The sequence below is a fragment of the Candidatus Eremiobacteraceae bacterium genome, from assembly GCA_035710745.1.
Lineage (GTDB): Bacteria > Vulcanimicrobiota > Vulcanimicrobiia > Eremiobacterales > Eremiobacteraceae > JANWLL01.
In genome coordinates this window covers 20,547-37,635 of record DASTCX010000034.1, presented here as the reverse complement: position 1 = coordinate 37,635, position 17,089 = coordinate 20,547, and the positions used below count along the sequence as shown (strand labels likewise).

Sequence of the window (17,089 nt, the reverse complement as noted above, 5' to 3'; positions counted from 1 at the left end):
GCCGGCAAGAGCGAAATGCTCATCATCGGCGCCGTCATGCGCAAACTCATTCACATCGCGTACGGCGTGCTGCGCAGCCAAAAGCCCTTTGACCCCAACTATGATACCGTCCGGGCTTGACAGCCAAGACGGTATCTCCCTAGTCACACGACAACATCGTTTCGAAGCGGTGGCCGTGCCACTCGATCCAGCCGCCCCGATGCCAACCTGGGCCGGGCGAATGATGCGTGTCGTGGATGATGCCCGAACCCTTGCCGTCAGGGATGAACTGCCCGGCGACTGCGATGACGTCCCCCGCGTGCAGCGGCACTCGGGGAGCGAGGTCGACGTTGTCGATGATGTCAAGATGCAGACCGTGTTCGGTGACGATAGGGAACGTCTCGTGAAGCGCGTGCGTGTGGCTGCCGACGAAATAATGCGGCTCCTTGGCGACCGTTCCGGCCACGACGACATCCCGGACGAGATCATCGGCGGCTGCAGCTTTGACGTCAACATCGGAGTAGCGGTCGAAAAGTGCGTGCGGGCTGATAGAAAGCATGTCGCAGAGGCTATCGCGCGTTGTACGTCGCCCGTCTAGGCCGACTCCGCTTCATCCTCGGTCGGCGCGATCGGTTCGGCTTGGCGCCGGCCGCATAACTCCTGGAACTGACACCGGCGGCAGAGCATGAGGTTCTCCGTCATCGGGAACTTGTCGATGTCGCCTGCGACGTTGTTCTCGACGTCCGTCAGACGATCGCGGACGTCGGTGGTGAACGTCGATATGCGGCGGCGCGCCTCCTCGACGCTCTCACGCAAGTTCCCATGCTTTTCGACCTCGCCGTAGCGCACGTAGACGACGTGCGCGACGATCCGCTCGAGCGGCACGCCGGTCCGCTCCGTCACGTAGAGGCCGTACATCGCGAGCTGCGCGACATTCGCCTTTTCAGGTCGCCCGGTCTTCCAGTCGACGACGTGGAGATCGCCTGCGTCGTCCGCGACGACAAGATCAGGACATGCATACACGACGATGCCGTCGACGACGATGCGCATCGCGTCGAAATCGTCCGGATCGACGATGCGCAGGCGCTCCTTCGCGACGCCGAACGCGCGCCGAGCATAGATGTTCGAAGCTAGGCCGGCGGTGCAATCGCGGACGAGTTCCAAGGCTTCATCGCGTTGACGCTCGTCGATGCCCGGACCGTAGTAGTCCTCGAAGAGGATCGCGTACCGCTTCGGGTCGTGATAACGCTCCCAGTCCCGGTTGCGCGACTCGCGCATGCGTTTGAGCACACGCCTTTCGACCTCATCGCGGATCTGCTGGGCCGGCACCGCTCCGCCCGCGGCCGGGCGCATGCGCAATCTATCCCGGACCACTTCGTGGAGCGTCTGACCGACGAGCATCGACACGCTTTTCAGCTGCTTCAACCGATACGCGAGCGCGGCGCTTTCGGGCGCCTCCTCGTCCCAACCGCCCCAGCTTCCATAGTATTGCCAATAGAGTTTGCGCGCGCAATCGTAGAAGATCTTGTGGCGCGACCACGACCATGCGAAGTCGTTGCTGATATCAGCCATCGTCGCGCTTGCCGGCGTCGTCGTCATCGTCGTAGTCGACGAGGCCCGAATCGAATTCGAGCAGGTCGAGCGCCTCGTCGGCGTCGCTTTCGGGCACGCACACGAGCGCCTGACCGCCGAACATCGATGCGCCCCCAGCGAGGCCGCCGAAACCTTCGAACGCGATGTCGCCCATCACCGGAAACGGGCGCGCATCGATGCCGTTGTCACGGAGGAATGAGATCGCGAGCTCATCGGCGATGTCGGTCTGCAAGAACACGGCGACGAATTTCCCCTCGACGCGCTCCGGCGGATCGATGATGTGGCCCACCCTCGGTCAGCCGGTCCGACCGAAGAACGGCACAGCGACGTCGGAAGCCGCGAAAGCGAAGTAGCGCGGGTGCGGGTCGCCGCTCAGCGCCGCCGCGACGGGAACGCGCAAGACATCGGCGGCTAGGAGCGCCGGCGCCTCGGCGGCGCGCACGAAGCGCACCTCGACGACTTTCTTGTCGCGCGGCAGCGGCTTAGGGGCGCTCGCGTCGCGTTCGCTCACCCAGAACGTGCAGTTGACGACGTGCAACCCGCGGCGAACGTCGATCGACTCGCTCACGTACGCGAGTCCGTCGATCTGCACCGCGAGCGACGTCTCTTCGCCGAACTCGCGGATGACGGCCTGTGCGATCGTCTCGCCGTCTTCTTGGCGGCCGCCCGGCAGCACCCACAGCGGCTGCGGCTCGCCGTCATAGCGGCAACGGACGAGCAGCACGTCGTTCCCGCGCCGCAGTAGACCGGTGCACAAGCGGATCGTCTTCACGAGCCGGATCTCGGCAGCAGTTTCGGCGCATTCGGCGGGTAGTTCGTCAGATGGCGTTTTCTCCATTCGAGCGCGCGAGCGGCGACGTATTCGAAGTTCTCGTAGGCGGCATCGCTAGTGACCTCGCGACGGATCTTGATCGCATCGGCGACCGCGTTCCACAACTGGAGGACGCTGCCGCCGACGAGATCCATGAACGCATCTTCACTCACGAGGCCATACTTGATGTAAACTCCGGTCTGTTCCCACAGATCGGCGATCGCGAGCTCAGGGTGATCGGTTCTGCTGAGCGAACCCGGATAGCGCAGTTCGGCGAGGAACTTCGCGTCCTTCATCTTGGCGGGGAATTCGTCGCGGAGCCACGTGAGCTTGCTCTGGAAATCCTTGTCTTCGAACACGTTCACCGTGTGCAGCAGGCCGGCGAGTTGATTGCTTGTGCGCAAGTGCCGCAGCTGGACGAACGCGGCGATCGCGCTCACCGCGATGACGAGGAACGTGCCGACTGCGGCGAGGGCGTTGATAAGCTCGAGCGTCATCGGCTACGGGAACGCAGGCAGCAGCGGCTTGAGGATCATGATCGCCGCCGCGATGAACGGAAGAACGAGCGCGATCGTACCCCACACGTTCCACTGATTCGACGCCGCGTGATACGCGTTGAGATCGCCTGCCTTCGCAAGTGCGAGCAGATTGCGTTGCGAACGCGACAACGGACCGAACGCGATGCCCGAAAGCACGAAGAGCGCGAGGCCCCAGAGAACCCAGCCCGTCCGTAGTATAGAAATATCGGCCGCGAACGTCGCGCCGACCCCGCCGATGACGATGAGGATGACGCCCGGAATCGTGAAGATCCGGTCGGCCTTGATGATGCCTTCCATCGTGTGCGCGAGGATCGCGGCGTTGTTCGTCCGATCGGCCCACGCTTTCCAGAACACGCCGACCGTGATGTTGCCGAGGAAGATGATGACGGCGATGACGTGGATGAGCTTGAATGCGAGATACATTGCGCCTCCTTGCTCGAATCGAAGATCTAACGATCAGACGGCGGTCGCGAATGTCGGCTCGATGAGCGAGACGGGCACCGAGCCGTACGACAGCAGGCGGTCGTGGAACGCGCACAGGTCGAAGCGCAAGCCGAGCCGTCGTCGTTCGCGCTCGCGCAGATCCATGATCTGCTGCTTGCCTGTGAGATACGACATCGGCTGCGTCGGCGACTGCGTGTAGCGGCGCACCTCGCCGATGGCGTTCGGCCGTTCGAGATGTGCGACGCCGACGAGCATATCGACCGCCTCGTCGAAGGTCATCCGCCGGGTATGGAGCTTGACGTCGATGACGACGCGGCACGCCCGCCACAGCTGATCCTTCAACTGGAAGAGCCGGGTGCGCGGATCGTCGGTCATGCCCTCGTCCAGGACGAGCTGCTCGCAGTAAAGCGCCCAGCCTTCGATGAGCACGGTATTCTCGAGCAGCTTGCGCACGAGCGATCGCGCCTCGTTCGCGCGTACGAGTTGGAGATGGTGGCCTGGATACGCTTCGTGGACGTTCGTCAGCAACATGGCGTGGCGGTTGTGCCCGAGCATCTGCTCGGCCCGTTCTTCGGGCGATAGACGTTCGTTCGCGGGCGTCACGTAATAGAGACCGCTTTGTCTGGAATCGAACGGTCCGGGCGGCATGTAGGCCGCGTACGGCACCGTCGGCCGCATGAAGATCGGCGTCTCGACGACGTCGAGCACTTCGCTCGACGGCATCGTCGCAAGGCCACGATCGACGACGAAAGACCGCGCCTCGTCAACCCCCGCTCGGTACGCTTCAAGCAAGCGCTTCTCGTCGGGATGATCGTTGCGCAGCGACTCGACGAGCTGCGTCCAGGATTTCGAGCGATCGATGAGCGCGGCGGTCCGCTCTAAACCCTCGATCGTCTCGCGCACCGCCTTCTCGCCGAACGCGAGGAGCGACTCGGAATCGTACGGCAAGAGATGCTCGTTGCGCAGTTTGAAGTCGAACAGCTCGCGGCCGATGGCGAACGACTGACCGTCGCGCCCGGCGTACGCGCCGCCGAGGAACGTCCGATACTCGTCGAATGCGGCGAGCGCGCGATCGAGCGCGGCGCGCAAGCGTTTGTCGCCGCCGCATAATGGTTCGACTTCAGCGCGGAAGAAGACGCTGCCGCCCTCGGCTTCTTCGAGTGCGATCTCCGTCCAGATCGCCGGCGAGCGCTCGAGGTTCGCCCGAGCAGCCGCGAAGATCTGCGGCACGCCCTCGAGCCGCGCGAGGATGGAAGGCAGCCGCTTTTCGATCGGCGCGAAGTCATGCATGAGGAGCGAATATATGCCGACGATCGCGACGTTCGCGTAGAGCGAAGGATCGTGACGATGCGGCGCGAGCTCGGCGAGCTCTCGGACGTCGGTCGCGAAGCGCGCGACGAGCAGCGCATGGTCGATGCGCTCGGACGCCGTCAAGCGATCCGCTTCGAAACGCTCGAGCGTCGCGAGATACGCTTTCGCCCGCAGGCTTGCCGCGTGAAAGCCGTCAGCCGTCAGATCGGGCAGGCGGTCATCGTGGTCGTGGAGTCCGGCGAGGGTGGCTTTGATCGGCTCGTGGAGGAGATAGTCGTCGATGATGCGTCGCGCGGCGGTTTGGAAGTCGTCCATTGCGCGAGGCCGTTTCTTGGGTGGGACGCGACCCGCCTCGTCGCGTTTCCGGGCGAATGAGCCGGGACAAGAATATGCGATTTGGCTATTGCCATCGAACACATGTTCGATTATACTAAGCACCCAACGACACGGCACGGGCGCGATTTCGGGTGACTATGTCTTTGTCTATAGCCGATCTGCGAGGGCGCGCCTTGGTGCAGCCCGAGCGCAGTGCGCTCTTCACGAACACCGCACTCGATGCGCTGCTCGCGCCGTCCGGCGTGCCGCGCGGTCGTTTGATCGAAGTGTTCGGCGCGCCGTCGTCCGGTAAGACGAGCATCGCGTTCGCGCTGCTCGCCGCGTGCACGGCCGGCGGCCTGCTCGCCGCATACATCGATCCCGCCGACGCGCTCTTCGCGCCTGCGGCCGCAGGCGCAGGCATCCAGCTGTCGCGGCTGCTCGTCGTGCGCCCGCGCAATGCCGATCTTGCACGCCGCGCGGTCGACGCGGTCGCGCGTTGCGGCGCGTGCGCGCTCGTCGTCTTCGACTGTACCGGCCTCGGCGACGTCTTGCGCGCGCATCACTGCACGCGGCTCGCATCACAAGCGGAGAGGACCGGCACGGCGATCGTCGCGCTGTCGAACGGCGACGTGCCCGCTCTCGCATCGTTCGCCTCGCTGCGCTTGCGCGCCGCCGGTCTGACGCCGGTGTGGCAGGAGGGCAGCGCGGCGCGCGGCCGGCTCGCGGGCTGCACCGCGTCGGTCGAAGTGGTGAAATCGCGGATGCACGCGCCCGGCAAGCGCGCGACGATCCGCGCGGCGCTGCCCGACGTCGCGGGTTCGTGGCCGACGTCCCTCGACGATGCAATGGAGCGGTCGACCTTTACGGTCGACCGGTCGAGCGAAGCTCGACCCGATGAGCGAGTCGCCGCCCATGCGTGATCGTCGCATCGCCTGTCTCTTCATGCCGCACTTCCTCGTCGAGGTCAGCTTGCGCGCGAACCCATCGCTCGCGAACCGGCCGATCGCCGTCGCGGAAGGTGCGTCGCGCCGCGAGATCATCGGCGCGGGTCACGGTGCGAGCGGCGTCGAGGTCGGCATGACGCCGAAGCAGGCACGGGCAGCGTGTCCGGGCCTCGTCGTCGTCGCGCGCGACGAAGTCGCCGAACGTGCGGCGATCGTGGAACTGCTCGATGCGCTCGAGACCTGCGGTCCCGACGTCGAAGGCCGCGCTCCGGGTCTGTGTTATTTCGACGCGACGAATCTGCCGGCCGGCGAGACGGGTGCGCTCGGCGCGGCGATCGCGGTCGCGAAGTCGCTCGGCTTCGCCGGCGCTGCCTCCATCGCGGACGACAAGTTCACGGCGCGCTGCGCCGCCGCGATGCTTGGCGCGATCGTCGTGCCGCCCGGCGGCAGCGCCGCGTTCCTGGAGCCGCTGCCGATGACGCGATTGCCGCTCGCGCCGGGCGATGCGGATCGCTTCGATCTGCTCGGCCTGCGCACGATCGGTCAGATCGCAGCGATGCCCGTCGGTCCGCTCGCGGCGCGCTTCGGCGAACGCGCGCGCGAATACGTGCGGCTCGCGCGCGGTGACGACGACGAGCCGTTGCGGCCGCGCCACTGTCAAACCGTCTACGAAGAGCGCTTCGCTTTCGACGACTGCATCGACCGGCTCGAGCCGCTGCTTTTCACGCTGCGCGGCTGCATCGCGGATCTCTGCGCGCGGCTTGCAGGCGCGGCACAGGTGTGCGACAAGGTCGAGCTCGCGATCGAGACGACGATCGACCGCACGCATAGCGTCGTCACGATTCCCGTCATGCTCGCCGAGCCGACCGCTTCGGCCGCGACGGTCTTCGATCTCGTCCGCATCGCGCTCGAGTCGCGCGAACGGCTCGGCGAAGTCGAAGCGGCGATCGTGCGCGCGACGCCGTGCGGACTGCCGCCGCCGCAGATGACGCTCTTCGGCGGTGCGAGCGCATCGCGCCGCGCGGCGCTTGCCGCGACGCTCGCACGTCTGCGCGCGACGCTCGAACCCGACGGCGTCGTTATCGTCGAACCGTCACCGGCGCGTTCGCGCCTGCCGGAGCGCATGCAGCGGTCGGTGCCGGTCGCGTCGCCGAAGCAGATGGAACCGTCCGATCCGCCGATCTCGAACGGCGTCCGGCCTGATGTCGAACGCTCCGGCCGCACGTGGGCGCCGGCATTGCGGCTCGTCAGCCCGCCGAAGCTCATCGAAGCGCCGAACGCCGCATCGACGTGCGCCGGACCGTTCCGCTTGAGCGAGAGCTGGTGGGAGCGCCCCGTCGATCGCGACTACTACCAATTGATGGATCGCGCGGGCGGGCTCATGCTCGTCTTCCGCGATCTCTGCGACGGGCGCTGGTATCTGCAGGGGGTGTTCGACTAGAGAACGAGCCGAGCTTCGCTCGGCATACCACATCTAACCATACACATCTAACCATACACATCGGACAATGTACGCCGAACTGCACGTCCACTCGAATTTCACGCTCCTTGACGGCGGGTCGCACCCCGAGGAGCTGATCGATCGCGCCAAAGCGCTCGGGCTCGCGGGCGTCGCCATCACCGATCGCGACGGTCTGTACGGCGCCGTCCGTTTCGCGCAATCCGGACGCGAAGCCGATATCCCGGCGATCATCGGCGCGGAGCTGACACTCGAAGACGAGAGTCATCTCGTCGTCCTCGTCGAGTCGAAAGAAGGCTATGCGAATCTATCGCGCTTGATCAGCCGCGCGCGGCTCGATCACCCGCGCGGCGAGCCGAGCACCTCGTACGAACTGCTCGCACGACACTCGCGCGGACTCATCGCGCTCTCGGGCTGCGATCGCGGCGCCGTACCGGTCGCGCTCGCGAAGGGCGATTTTCGCGAAGCATCGACGACGGCGGCTCGCCTGCGCGACATCTTCGGCTGGTCGAATTTCTGGATCGAGCTGCAGCGGCATCTCGTGCCCGATGACGGCCCGCGCATCCGGTCGCTCGTCGCGCTCGCGCAAGCGCTCGATCTCGGCACGGTCGCGACCGGCGGCGTCCATTACGCGCTGCCCGAACATCGCGATCTCTCCGACGTCCTCTGTTGCATCCGCCTGAAGACGACGCTCGACGAAGCCGGCACGCGACTGCGTCCGAACGGCGAGTACTACATGCGCTCGCCTGCGCAGATGGAGCACCTGTTCGCCGAGCATCCGCGAGCGGTCGCGGCGAGCGTCGCCATCGCGCAGCGCTGTGCGTATCGGCTCGAACGTCTCCAGGGCGAATTCCCCGATTTTCCGCTGCCGCCCGGCGAGACCGCGTTCTCGTATCTCCACATGCTCGTGCAGGAGGGCGTGCGTCGCCGATACCGGCCTGTGACGGTCGCGGTGAGTCGTCAGATCGCGCACGAGCTCGGCGTCATCGAGAAGCTCGACCTCGCCGGCTACTTCCTCATCGTCTGGGATATCGTGCGCTTCGCAGGCGAGCGCAATATCCTCGTCCAGGGGCGCGGCTCTGCCGCGAACTCGGCGGTGTGCTACGCGCTCAACATCACGAGCGTCGATCCCGTCGGCCTCGGACTGCTCTTCGAGCGGTTTTTGTCGGAAGAGCGCGACGAGCTGCCCGATATCGATCTCGACACGCCGTCCGGCGATCAGCGCGAAGCGATCATCCAATACGTCTACGAACGGTATGGCCGCGAACATGCGGGGATGGTTGCCGAAGTCATCTGCTATCGCGCGCGCATGGCCGTGCGCGACATCGGTAAGGCGCTCGGCTTGTCGCTCGACCAGGTCGATGCGCTCGCGAAGTCGCTCGACAGCCACGCCGCCATCGCCGTCGAAGAAGAAGCGTCGCAGGTCGCCGCGTCGCTCGCGCCTCACGAAGCGCTCGGCGTGACCAAGCACGGCGATTGGACGTCGATGTCTGCGGCCGCCGTCGAAGCGGCGGTCGAATCGATGCCGGCGGCGCTTAAAGTCGATCTCGGCGGCGACGTCGCGCGCCGGCTGTATGCGCTCTGCGGCCGCATCGACTCGTTCCCGCGCCACTTGAGCCAGCACGTCGGCGGCATGGTCGTCACGCGGTCGCCGCTCGTCGAAGTCGCGCCGCTCGAGCCCGCCGCGATGCCGAACCGGACGATCCTCTGTTGGGATAAGGATGACTGCGCGACGCTCGGGCTCATCAAGATCGACATCTTGGGCTTGGGCATGCTCGACGCGATCGAGCGTTCCATCGCCGAGATCGATCGCGTTCGCGGCATCAAGGTCGACCTCGCGGACCTGCGCGGCTGCGACGATCCCGCCGTCTACGACATGCTGTGCGCCGCCGATACGGTCGGTCTGTTCCAAGTCGAATCGCGCGCGCAAATGGCGTCGCTGCCTCGGCTGAAGCCTCGGCGCTTCTACGACGTCGTCGTCCAGGTCGCGATCATCCGCCCCGGACCGATCCAAGGCGACATGGTCCATCCTTATATACGCCGGCGCCAGGGCCGCGAGCAGGTCGATTATCCGCATCCGAAGCTCGTGCCGGTGCTCGAGCGGACGCTCGGCGTGCCGCTCTTCCAAGAGCAGGGCATGCGCATGGCGGTCGAGGTCGCGGGATTCACGGCCGGCCAGGCGGACGAACTGCGCCGCGCGATGGGCCACAAACGGTCGCGCGAGAAGATGGAGCGGCTGCGCGGCCGGCTCATCGAGGGCATGACGCACAACGGCATCTCGGCGGAGCTCGGCGCGCGTCTGTACCAGATGTTGAGCGCGTTCGCCGACTACGGTTTTCCGGAATCGCACGCGGCGTCGTTCGCGCTCATCGTCTACGTCTCGGGCTATCTCAAGGTGCACTACGCGCCGGAGTTCTATGCGTCGCTCCTCAACGCGCAGCCGATGGGTTTCTACTCGCCGGCTTCGCTGGTCGCCGACGCGCGCCGTCGCGGCGTCGTCGTGCTGCCGCCGGATGTAAACGCCTCGGCCTACGAATGCACTTCCGAACCGCTGATCGATGGGGAGCGGTCGAGATCTATCTCGACCGGCGCGGCCTCGCAACCAGCGGATTGTAGCGGTCGAGCTTTAGCTCGACCGGAGCCGGCCTCGCACGATGATGGAAAAGGGAGCGGTCGACGTTTATCGTCGACCGCCGCGGCCGCGCAAGCAACGGATTGTAGCGGTCGAGCTTTAGCTCGACCGGAGTCGGCCTCGCACGATGATGGAAAAGGGAGCGGTCGACGTTTATCGTCGACCGCCGCGGCCGCGCATCCGCGGTACGCGATGCGTATCGGCCTCAACCAAGTGCGTGGCATCGGAGAGAAACATCGCGAGCACCTCAACGCAGAGCGCACGAAAGGCCCGTACAGCGACGTCCGCGATTTCATCTTGCGAACGAGCCTTGCGAAAGACGTCCTCGAATCGCTCGCCGCGGTCGACGCATTCGCGTGCTTCGGCCTTTTGCGCCGCGAGGCGCTCTGGCAAGTCCAGCGGCTCGGCGACCTGCCGCGCGTCGGGGCGCTGGAACGCGGTATGACCGTCGACGAACAGCAAGTATCGCTGCCGCCGATGCGTCCCGTAGAAGAAGCCGCCGCCGATTTCTGGGGCTTGAGCCTATCGACGCGCTATCAAGCGATCCAGTTCTATCGCGAGGAGCTCGACAAGCTGCGGGTCCACCGCGCATCCGATCTGCCGAGCTTGCCGCATCGCCTCGTCCTAAAGGTGGCCGGCGTCGTGACGACGCGCCAGCGTCCTGGAACCGCGAAAGGTTTCGTCTTCACGACGATGGAGGATGAGACCGGCCTCATCAACGTCATCATCAGACCGGACATCTACGAACGCTACCGGCCGGTCGCGCGCGAGGAACCTGCGGTCATCGTGGAAGGCATATTGCAAAAACAGGACGGCACGATCAACGTGCTCGCGCGCAAGTTCTGGAAGCTCGACCTGGAGCGGCTCGAAGAAGGCCTGACATCGCGCGACTTCCGATAGAATCCCGAGCGTCGACAATCTTTTGCTCAAAGGAAACTTGGATTTCGAGCGTCTATGGTAAAGCATATCGGCTCGAGACGATGGAGATGCCCGATGCAATCAACGCTGCCCCCGAACTTCCGGAACAATGAAGACGTCAAGTACGGGATGTTGCGCCTCGTCGACATTCCGGCCGAAGCTGCTGCGAACGCCCCGTGGTTCAACCAGACCCTGACGACCGTCAACGACGCCGTCGTGCGGCTCGGGATATTCGAAGGCGAATTCCCGTGGCACAAACACGTCGATCAGGACGAGTTCTTCCTCGTGCTCGAGGGTGAGTTCTCGCTCGACGTCGAGGGACAAGAGACGATCACCCTGCGCCAGCACGAGGGCTTCACGGTTCCAAGGGATACGATGCACCGGCCGCGCTCCCCGCAGCGGTCGGTCGTCTTGATGGTCGAATCGATCGGAATCGTCCCTACCGGCGACTAGCGGCCCACCGCCTCATCGAAGGTCGAACCTATTGATCCAACCTGAAGCTGTAAACGATGTAGTAGATCGAGCCGACCGCGACGCCACCGTAGGCCGCCGGGAGATGAGCAGCTGCAAAAATCGACTGCTTCGCAGCCGTCACGGCTGCGCCGTCCAAATCGGCGCTGCCTGACGAATCTTTGACCCATGCCTCCTCCACGCCACCATCCTCGCCGATGACGACGGCGACCGTAACGTCACCTTGGATATTCTCCTCCTTGGCCATGTCAGGATAATTCGGATAAATCCGGCTCTTGAAGTTCGCGTCGGAAAGAGAGAGGATTGTCGGCTTGCCGAGCGCGACCCACGAAGCGGTGTCATCGAAGGAGAAGGTCGTCGAGTACGTGAGCGTCGACAGGGTGAAGGAGACGTTCGAGCAGGTCTGGCCCCCTGTCGCCGTGTCGATGCTGTCGACGGCGAACGTCCTTAAGCCCGCCGCGGGAGCCACGACGATTACGGCTTCCTCGCCCCGCTCGCGCTCGCTCGACCCTGCCTGGAGGCCCGTTACGACCAGGGGCGTCGACGTACCGGCGTCGGTGCTCGCTGTGAAGTGGATCGTCAGATCGCCCTTGACACCTTTTGCAGGGACGAAGAAGAGGACGTACTCCGCGTATCGGTGTGTCGTGCCGATCGCCGCGAGCTCAGCGAGCGCGATCGACGCTTTGCATGGCGGGGGCATCGGAGCCGAGGCGGCGATGGCGGGTAGGTTCCACGTGAAGACTGCGACTGTTAAGGCCATGCCGGCATAAATGGCGTTCATCCTCAACCGCCGTCGATTCACAAGCACCCCTTTGCCGACAACTATTACTCGTCGAGCCTAAAACTATAGATTATCACGAACCGTATCGCTGCTGGCTTGATTCCGAGCGCGACCGGCATGATGAACGGTCCGAATCCGGAACCCCGCGCAGCGGCAAGAGCGGCGTCATCCAGGTAGCGATAGCCCGAGCCAGTGACCACCATCGCGTCGGTGGTCTTACCTGTTGCGTCGATGGTGACAGCCACGGTCACATCGCCTTGAAGGTGTTGGTCCTTGGCATCATCGGGATAGTGTGGCGCAATCTTATAGATAAAAGCCGGAGGCTCGAAGACCATGGCGATCGGGAGCGGGCCCGGTGCCGACGCCGCGTCATCGAACGTGCCGTCTGTCGAGCACAATGCCTCAGGAAGGACGTATCTGTCATCCTCTGCACAAATTGTCGAGGTCGTTCCGACTGCGACACTGTCCAGGGTGAACCACCGAATGCCCGGTGAGGGAAACACCACCAGGAACGCTGCCGAATCCCAACTCTTGCCTGCCGCCGCGGTGACCTGTTCGGCATCGAAGGCTGTGGTCACGCCTGCGTCCGTGCCGCCCGTGAGATGAAAAACGATCGGAAAAACGCGACGATTCGCGGAGCTCTCTGAAGTGAAAGTTACGAGATACAACGCTTCGCGGTGGGCAGCGCCGATAGCGATCAACTCCGCGTAATCGAGATTGAATCCGCAATCAGACGCAGCGCGGGCCGGCCCCACCATGACAAGCGAAAACAACAACACCGCCGAACAAAGAATGGCGTGTACTACATTCATACCAGAGGCGAATTTCGCGGATGCGTGGGCTCGGGCCTATCGCGGCCATTCGCTCATAACGGACGTGCCGATAGGTCAGGGCGTCGAGATGCCACCCGTGAACGGGTTGACGACGACATCGCTCGTTCTCGAATCATCGACGCGCGAGCGCAGCTCGACCGTCACGACTAGATGCTGATCGGCCCACTGTCCGTGATCCACATATTGGACGCTCCCATTGTGGGCGAATAGGAACGGGCTGCCGCGGTGAAGCGGCCCCGAAGCTACTGCGACATCGGGGAACGAACGCACGAAGAGCGCCGAGCGGATGTGCGACAACGGATCCAAGCCGCTCGGACGTCCGCTGTAGCACGTATACTCCAAAGGATCTGCGGAGTCGATCTCAATCGTCGCTCCCTCGAACGGCTCGCTGTTCTGCGCGAAGCGTTCGAGGTAGGCCATGTCTTGCGAAAGGATCGACGCCGCGTCGCCGACTTGTCGCGCGCGGGCGTACTCCACGTAGCGCGGCAATAGGGCGACGAGCGCGAGCACGGTCAGGATGGAACAGGCGACAAGCAGCTCGAGCGTTGTGAAAGCGCGGATGTTGATCAGGGTCGCACGATTCACGGCAGCGGTCCCGAGCCGGAGGTGTTGCCGTCGGACCATTTCTGCGTCTTGAATACGTCTTGGCCCTTGAGGATAAGCGAGCCGTTGAACTGGTAGGAGTGGACGACGAGATCGGTCGTATCGAGTGCATGCTCCTGTCCCGCCGCATCGCCCGGACTGTCGACGCCGACCGCGCTCGCGTCATCGACGTACCCGACGACTTCGGAATAAGGTGACGCGGGGAATACGCGAATCAGGACGCTCGTGTCGCGGCGAGCGACCACAACGCCGTCGGCGTAGACAGCCGCAGATGACTCAACTTGCGCGACTTGTTCGGGGACAGGAAGGTTCGTCTGCACATCGTCGTCGACGTGGTCGTTCTCCTGGCCGGAAGAATTCTGGACGATTGACTCGGTCGCGACGACGTACGTATGGTCATCGATGACGAAACGTCGTTTGCCCTGGGTCGCCCCGATCTTTGTTTGCGTCGCACCGAGATCTCCATGCTCTTGATCGAGCTCCGCTCGGACCCACGCCGTACCGCCGTCCGCCCCCGCGAGCGCCTGGAGCGAGAACAGATCGGCAGTCGTACGCTGCAGACGCAACGTGCCGATGTCGACGAGCACAGCGACGAGCGCGAGCAAGAGCACGATAGAGAACAACACGCTGATGAGCGCGACGCCGCGGTCCTTTGTGCAACGATACTCCACATGCGCGATCATTGCTGCGGCGGTCCTCCGCTCGAACTCGGCGGCGCACCGACCGCGACGCCGAGCCAACTGACGACGTGCGCGAGGACGTCGCCGTTACCGTCCGTGACGACGACGTCGAGATCGCTCTCGTCGCGGATCGTTCCGGGCGAGACGGTTACGATCGTCGTGAGGCCATCGACGGTGGTCGTCGTCTTCCCGAACGATCCGTTCGTATCGTACGCACTCGCCGCTTCTTCGTCGGCGAGCGCGTTCGACGCGAGGACAACAGCCTCGGCGCGCTTGCTGGCCATCGCATCGGCGCGAGCGACGGCGGCGATCGCCGGATAGACGGCAAGCAGCACGACGCCCGCGAACAGCGCGGTCGCCACCATGGTCTCGATGAGAGTGAATCCGGCGACGCGCTTCCGCGATCCCCGAACCGCAAGCCCGAGTTCGATGCGCGTGAACTTTCGCGGCAGGATGACGACGTGCGGCACGGCCGGCGAGCTGACGCGGACGAACAAGACGGATCGTTGGACCAGCGCGGCGCGATTGAAGAAGTGCGGCCCGACGCGATAGCGGCTGCCGTCGACCGTCATCGTGCCGTCGGGTTCGACGAACACAGAGACGCCTGCAGTGCGCCAGCCGCGCGGGTCGCGTGCCATCCGCACGCACAACGCGCCGATCAGCGCATCGCGCCTCGACCATGCGACGATGCCGAGGGCGAGCACGAGCAGCGCAAAAGCGATCGCCGCCGCTCGCTGCGCCCACGTCACGTCGAAAATGGGCACATCATCGAGGGTCACAAAGCCTACAGATCGCTCCGTTAGCGAAAGGCCGGCGGCGGGAGTCGCACCGCGTCCCTGACCTACGACGGTGGGTTGGATCACATAGTCGCTGACCGTATACGAAACGGACGGCTCACCCCCGCGCAACCGCAGGATGCGATGCGGCACCACGAGCGGTCCGACCGCCCACCACTCGTCGAGCGTGTAGGCCACGTTATCGCGAGTCTCGCGGAAGCCGATGACCTGCGAACCGGTTGGATCGAGGAAGACGCGAAGATCGCCGCTATCCCACAACCCAGGATTATCCGCCTTCACGAGCGTCGACGCAGCGCTTTCGCCGAGCAGTGGCGCCCATGCGTTCGATAAAGCGTCGGAACCGAACAGATCGTCGACGGTGACCGAATCGCCGGCGGACGATCGAACGCTCGCGGATTTGGGATTCGCGTGGAGTTCGAACGATCGAGTGCGCTCGTCGAGGATCCAACCTTGGTCGTCGACGATGAGCGTGCCGTCGACGACGGCCGAGTTGTCGTCTCGCTTGGCGACGTAGTCGATGCGTCCGCGAAAGTCGTGCATCGAGGCGAGGACCGCCGGCACGTAGGACTGCGACGAGGCGGCCTGGGCCTCGTTCCCCATTCCGCCGACGACGACGAACGAGAGGATGGCCAACGCCCCAGCGAGCGCCCTCGAACGGGTGTGCCGGCCGCCGCCATTGATGAAGCGAATGCGCAAGATCGACCGCTCCGACACGAAGAGCGATAAGTGGGCGTAATTGTAACGCCGAGCCACCGAGGCGTCAACCCGTTATCACGCCCGGAGACCGGCCGGCTAGGCGGAGGCAGTCAGTCCGGTCCTGCGTCATAAGTCGGCCCCCGCGGCTTTGCTTTTGGAGTCCCGCTGCTGTATCGTAACTGGCACAGGGCCTGTCGGGAGAGTCATCATGCAAGAGCACATCAATCCGATCGCGAGGCTCGCGTTCGGCGTCGTCGGTCTTTTCGTCGCCGCATGCTCGGCCGGGCCATCGTCGACCCCGTCGATCGGCACCGGCCCGCGAGCGCCGGCTTTCGGGCAGCCGGCCCTGAATCTCTCGGCGCCATTCGCGGCGCATCCGGACGTGCGATCTGCGTTCACGCGCCCCGCGATCATCGCGGTCAGCGGCGACACCGGTGAACTTGAAGCGTGGCCGATCACGATGGGCGGCGGTAGCAACCCGCAGCCGATCTCAGGTCCGCTCGGTCTCGGCTTCACTTCGCTCGCTGCGCACGGCAACGTCGTCGCGATCGCGACGAGCGGCCCGTCGGTCCTCCTCTATAACGTCGCGACCGCCGCGCAGACGACCCTTCCCGACCCGTTCGGGTCGGCACTCGACGTGGCGATCGACAAGAACGAGAACATCTTCGTCACCAACAGTACGCGGCCAGCCGACACCGTCGTCGAGTATCCAAGAGGCGATCGCCAACATCCGCGCGATCTTTCCGGTTGCGGGCTTATCGATCTCTCGTATGGCATCGCGGCGGACAACGAGGGTGATATCTTCGTCGCCGTTTTCACGCCGAGATTCGCCGCGCGCATCATCGAGATGCCGAACGGCGCAAATGGACCCGAACCGCATCAGTGCTTCGAGCTCGCGCTCAAGATCTCGGGCGGATATTCGGGTCTGGCGATCGATCCGAAGACGGACGATCTCGTGACGCTCGACAACCCGGACGAGTGCGCCGGTGGGATCGAAGGCCGGATGGTCGTGTACCCGAAGCCGTACGAAAAGGCGACAGGCAAGGCGCACGACCTCGGCGCGAACTGCTCTGGCGGGATTCGCCTCAGCGCCGACTCGACGGAGGTATTCATCGGCGACCAAGATGTGAGCGGCAGCTTCACCTTCATCCTTCAGAGCAGCTTCCCGGACGGCCGGGCGGAGGGATCATACGTGACAGGCCATCCGGACGGCTTCACGACGATTCCCAACACGCTGCCGAACTAGGCCGCGGCGGTCGAGATAAATCTCGACCGCTCCC

17 protein-coding genes are annotated in these 17,089 nt (G+C 64.6%); 5 read left to right on the top strand and 12 right to left on the bottom strand.

The annotated features are described in order from the left end of the window. Window positions 1-139 precede the first annotated feature (139 nt). The 7 genes from VFO25_12335 to VFO25_12305 are packed head-to-tail and all read right to left on the bottom strand — an operon-like array spanning window position 140 to window position 4,992. The gene (locus VFO25_12335) at window positions 140-538 is read right to left on the bottom strand and encodes a DUF3465 domain-containing protein (GenBank protein HET9343692.1); all 399 of its coding nucleotides are present in this window, start codon (window positions 536-538) and stop codon (window positions 140-142) included. 35 nt (window positions 539-573) lie between these two features. Beyond that, entirely contained in the window at window positions 574-1,551 is a 978-nt protein-coding gene (locus VFO25_12330; GenBank protein HET9343691.1) for a PD-(D/E)XK nuclease family protein, read from the bottom strand. Then, window positions 1,544-1,861: a hypothetical protein gene (locus tag VFO25_12325; GenBank protein HET9343690.1), complete on the bottom strand. Its 318-nt coding sequence runs from the start codon at window positions 1,859-1,861 to the stop codon at window positions 1,544-1,546. The genes VFO25_12330 and VFO25_12325 overlap by 8 nt, the downstream gene beginning before the upstream one ends. Window positions 1,862-1,867: 6 nt before the next feature. Next, entirely contained in the window at window positions 1,868-2,344 is a 477-nt protein-coding gene (locus VFO25_12320; GenBank protein ID HET9343689.1) for an NUDIX hydrolase, read from the bottom strand. Next, complete coding sequence (locus VFO25_12315; GenBank protein ID HET9343688.1) at window positions 2,341-2,880, bottom strand: DUF4760 domain-containing protein; 540 nt, start codon at window positions 2,878-2,880, stop codon at window positions 2,341-2,343. The genes VFO25_12320 and VFO25_12315 overlap by 4 nt, the downstream gene beginning before the upstream one ends. A 3-nt stretch (window positions 2,881-2,883) precedes the next feature. Then, complete coding sequence (locus VFO25_12310; protein ID HET9343687.1) at window positions 2,884-3,345, bottom strand: DUF2269 family protein; 462 nt, start codon at window positions 3,343-3,345, stop codon at window positions 2,884-2,886. A 33-nt stretch (window positions 3,346-3,378) separates the two neighbouring features. Beyond that, window positions 3,379-4,992, bottom strand: a complete 1,614-nt coding sequence (locus VFO25_12305) for a DUF885 domain-containing protein (GenBank protein HET9343686.1) — start codon at window positions 4,990-4,992, stop codon at window positions 3,379-3,381. Between the two features lie 197 nt (window positions 4,993-5,189). Here VFO25_12305 and VFO25_12300 point away from each other — a divergent pair, with 197 nt between their 5' ends. From VFO25_12300 to VFO25_12285, 4 genes are all read left to right on the top strand, one after another. Then, complete coding sequence (locus VFO25_12300) at window positions 5,190-5,915, top strand: hypothetical protein (GenBank protein ID HET9343685.1); 726 nt, start codon at window positions 5,190-5,192, stop codon at window positions 5,913-5,915. Next, window positions 5,908-7,380 carry a DNA polymerase Y family protein gene (locus VFO25_12295; GenBank protein ID HET9343684.1) on the top strand — a complete coding sequence of 491 codons (1,473 nt, stop codon included), beginning with the start codon at window positions 5,908-5,910 and terminating at the stop codon, window positions 7,378-7,380. Before VFO25_12300 ends, VFO25_12295 begins: the two co-directional genes overlap by 8 nt. A 67-nt stretch (window positions 7,381-7,447) precedes the next feature. Continuing rightward, a complete protein-coding gene (gene dnaE / locus VFO25_12290; GenBank protein ID HET9343683.1) occupies window positions 7,448-10,930 on the top strand; it encodes a DNA polymerase III subunit alpha in 3,483 nt (1,160 codons plus the stop codon). 93 nt (window positions 10,931-11,023) lie between these two features. After that, entirely contained in the window at window positions 11,024-11,401 is a 378-nt protein-coding gene (locus VFO25_12285; GenBank protein HET9343682.1) for a cupin domain-containing protein, read from the top strand. Between the two features lie 28 nt (window positions 11,402-11,429). On the opposite strand, the gene VFO25_12280 is transcribed toward VFO25_12285, so the two are convergent. The 5 genes from VFO25_12280 to VFO25_12260 all read right to left on the bottom strand — a co-directional run bounded on the left by VFO25_12280 (window position 11,430) and on the right by VFO25_12260 (window position 15,809). Then, window positions 11,430-12,200, bottom strand: a complete 771-nt coding sequence (locus VFO25_12280) for an energy transducer TonB (protein HET9343681.1) — start codon at window positions 12,198-12,200, stop codon at window positions 11,430-11,432. A 44-nt stretch (window positions 12,201-12,244) separates the two neighbouring features. Beyond that, window positions 12,245-13,012: a TonB family protein gene (locus tag VFO25_12275; protein HET9343680.1), complete on the bottom strand. Its 768-nt coding sequence runs from the start codon at window positions 13,010-13,012 to the stop codon at window positions 12,245-12,247. 75 nt (window positions 13,013-13,087) lie between these two features. Further along, on the bottom strand, window positions 13,088-13,618 hold the full coding sequence (locus VFO25_12270) for a hypothetical protein (protein HET9343679.1): 531 nt from the start codon (window positions 13,616-13,618) through the stop codon (window positions 13,088-13,090). Continuing rightward, entirely contained in the window at window positions 13,615-14,319 is a 705-nt protein-coding gene (locus VFO25_12265) for a hypothetical protein (protein ID HET9343678.1), read from the bottom strand. Before VFO25_12265 ends, VFO25_12270 begins: the two co-directional genes overlap by 4 nt. Beyond that, window positions 14,316-15,809 (bottom strand): prepilin-type N-terminal cleavage/methylation domain-containing protein, encoded by a 1,494-nt coding sequence (locus VFO25_12260; protein ID HET9343677.1) that lies wholly within the window; start codon window positions 15,807-15,809, stop codon window positions 14,316-14,318. The genes VFO25_12265 and VFO25_12260 overlap by 4 nt, the downstream gene beginning before the upstream one ends. Before the next feature lie 208 nt (window positions 15,810-16,017). Here VFO25_12260 and VFO25_12255 point away from each other — a divergent pair, with 208 nt between their 5' ends. After that, window positions 16,018-17,055: a hypothetical protein gene (locus VFO25_12255; GenBank protein HET9343676.1), complete on the top strand. Its 1,038-nt coding sequence runs from the start codon at window positions 16,018-16,020 to the stop codon at window positions 17,053-17,055. Window positions 17,056-17,089: the final 34 nt, after the last annotated feature.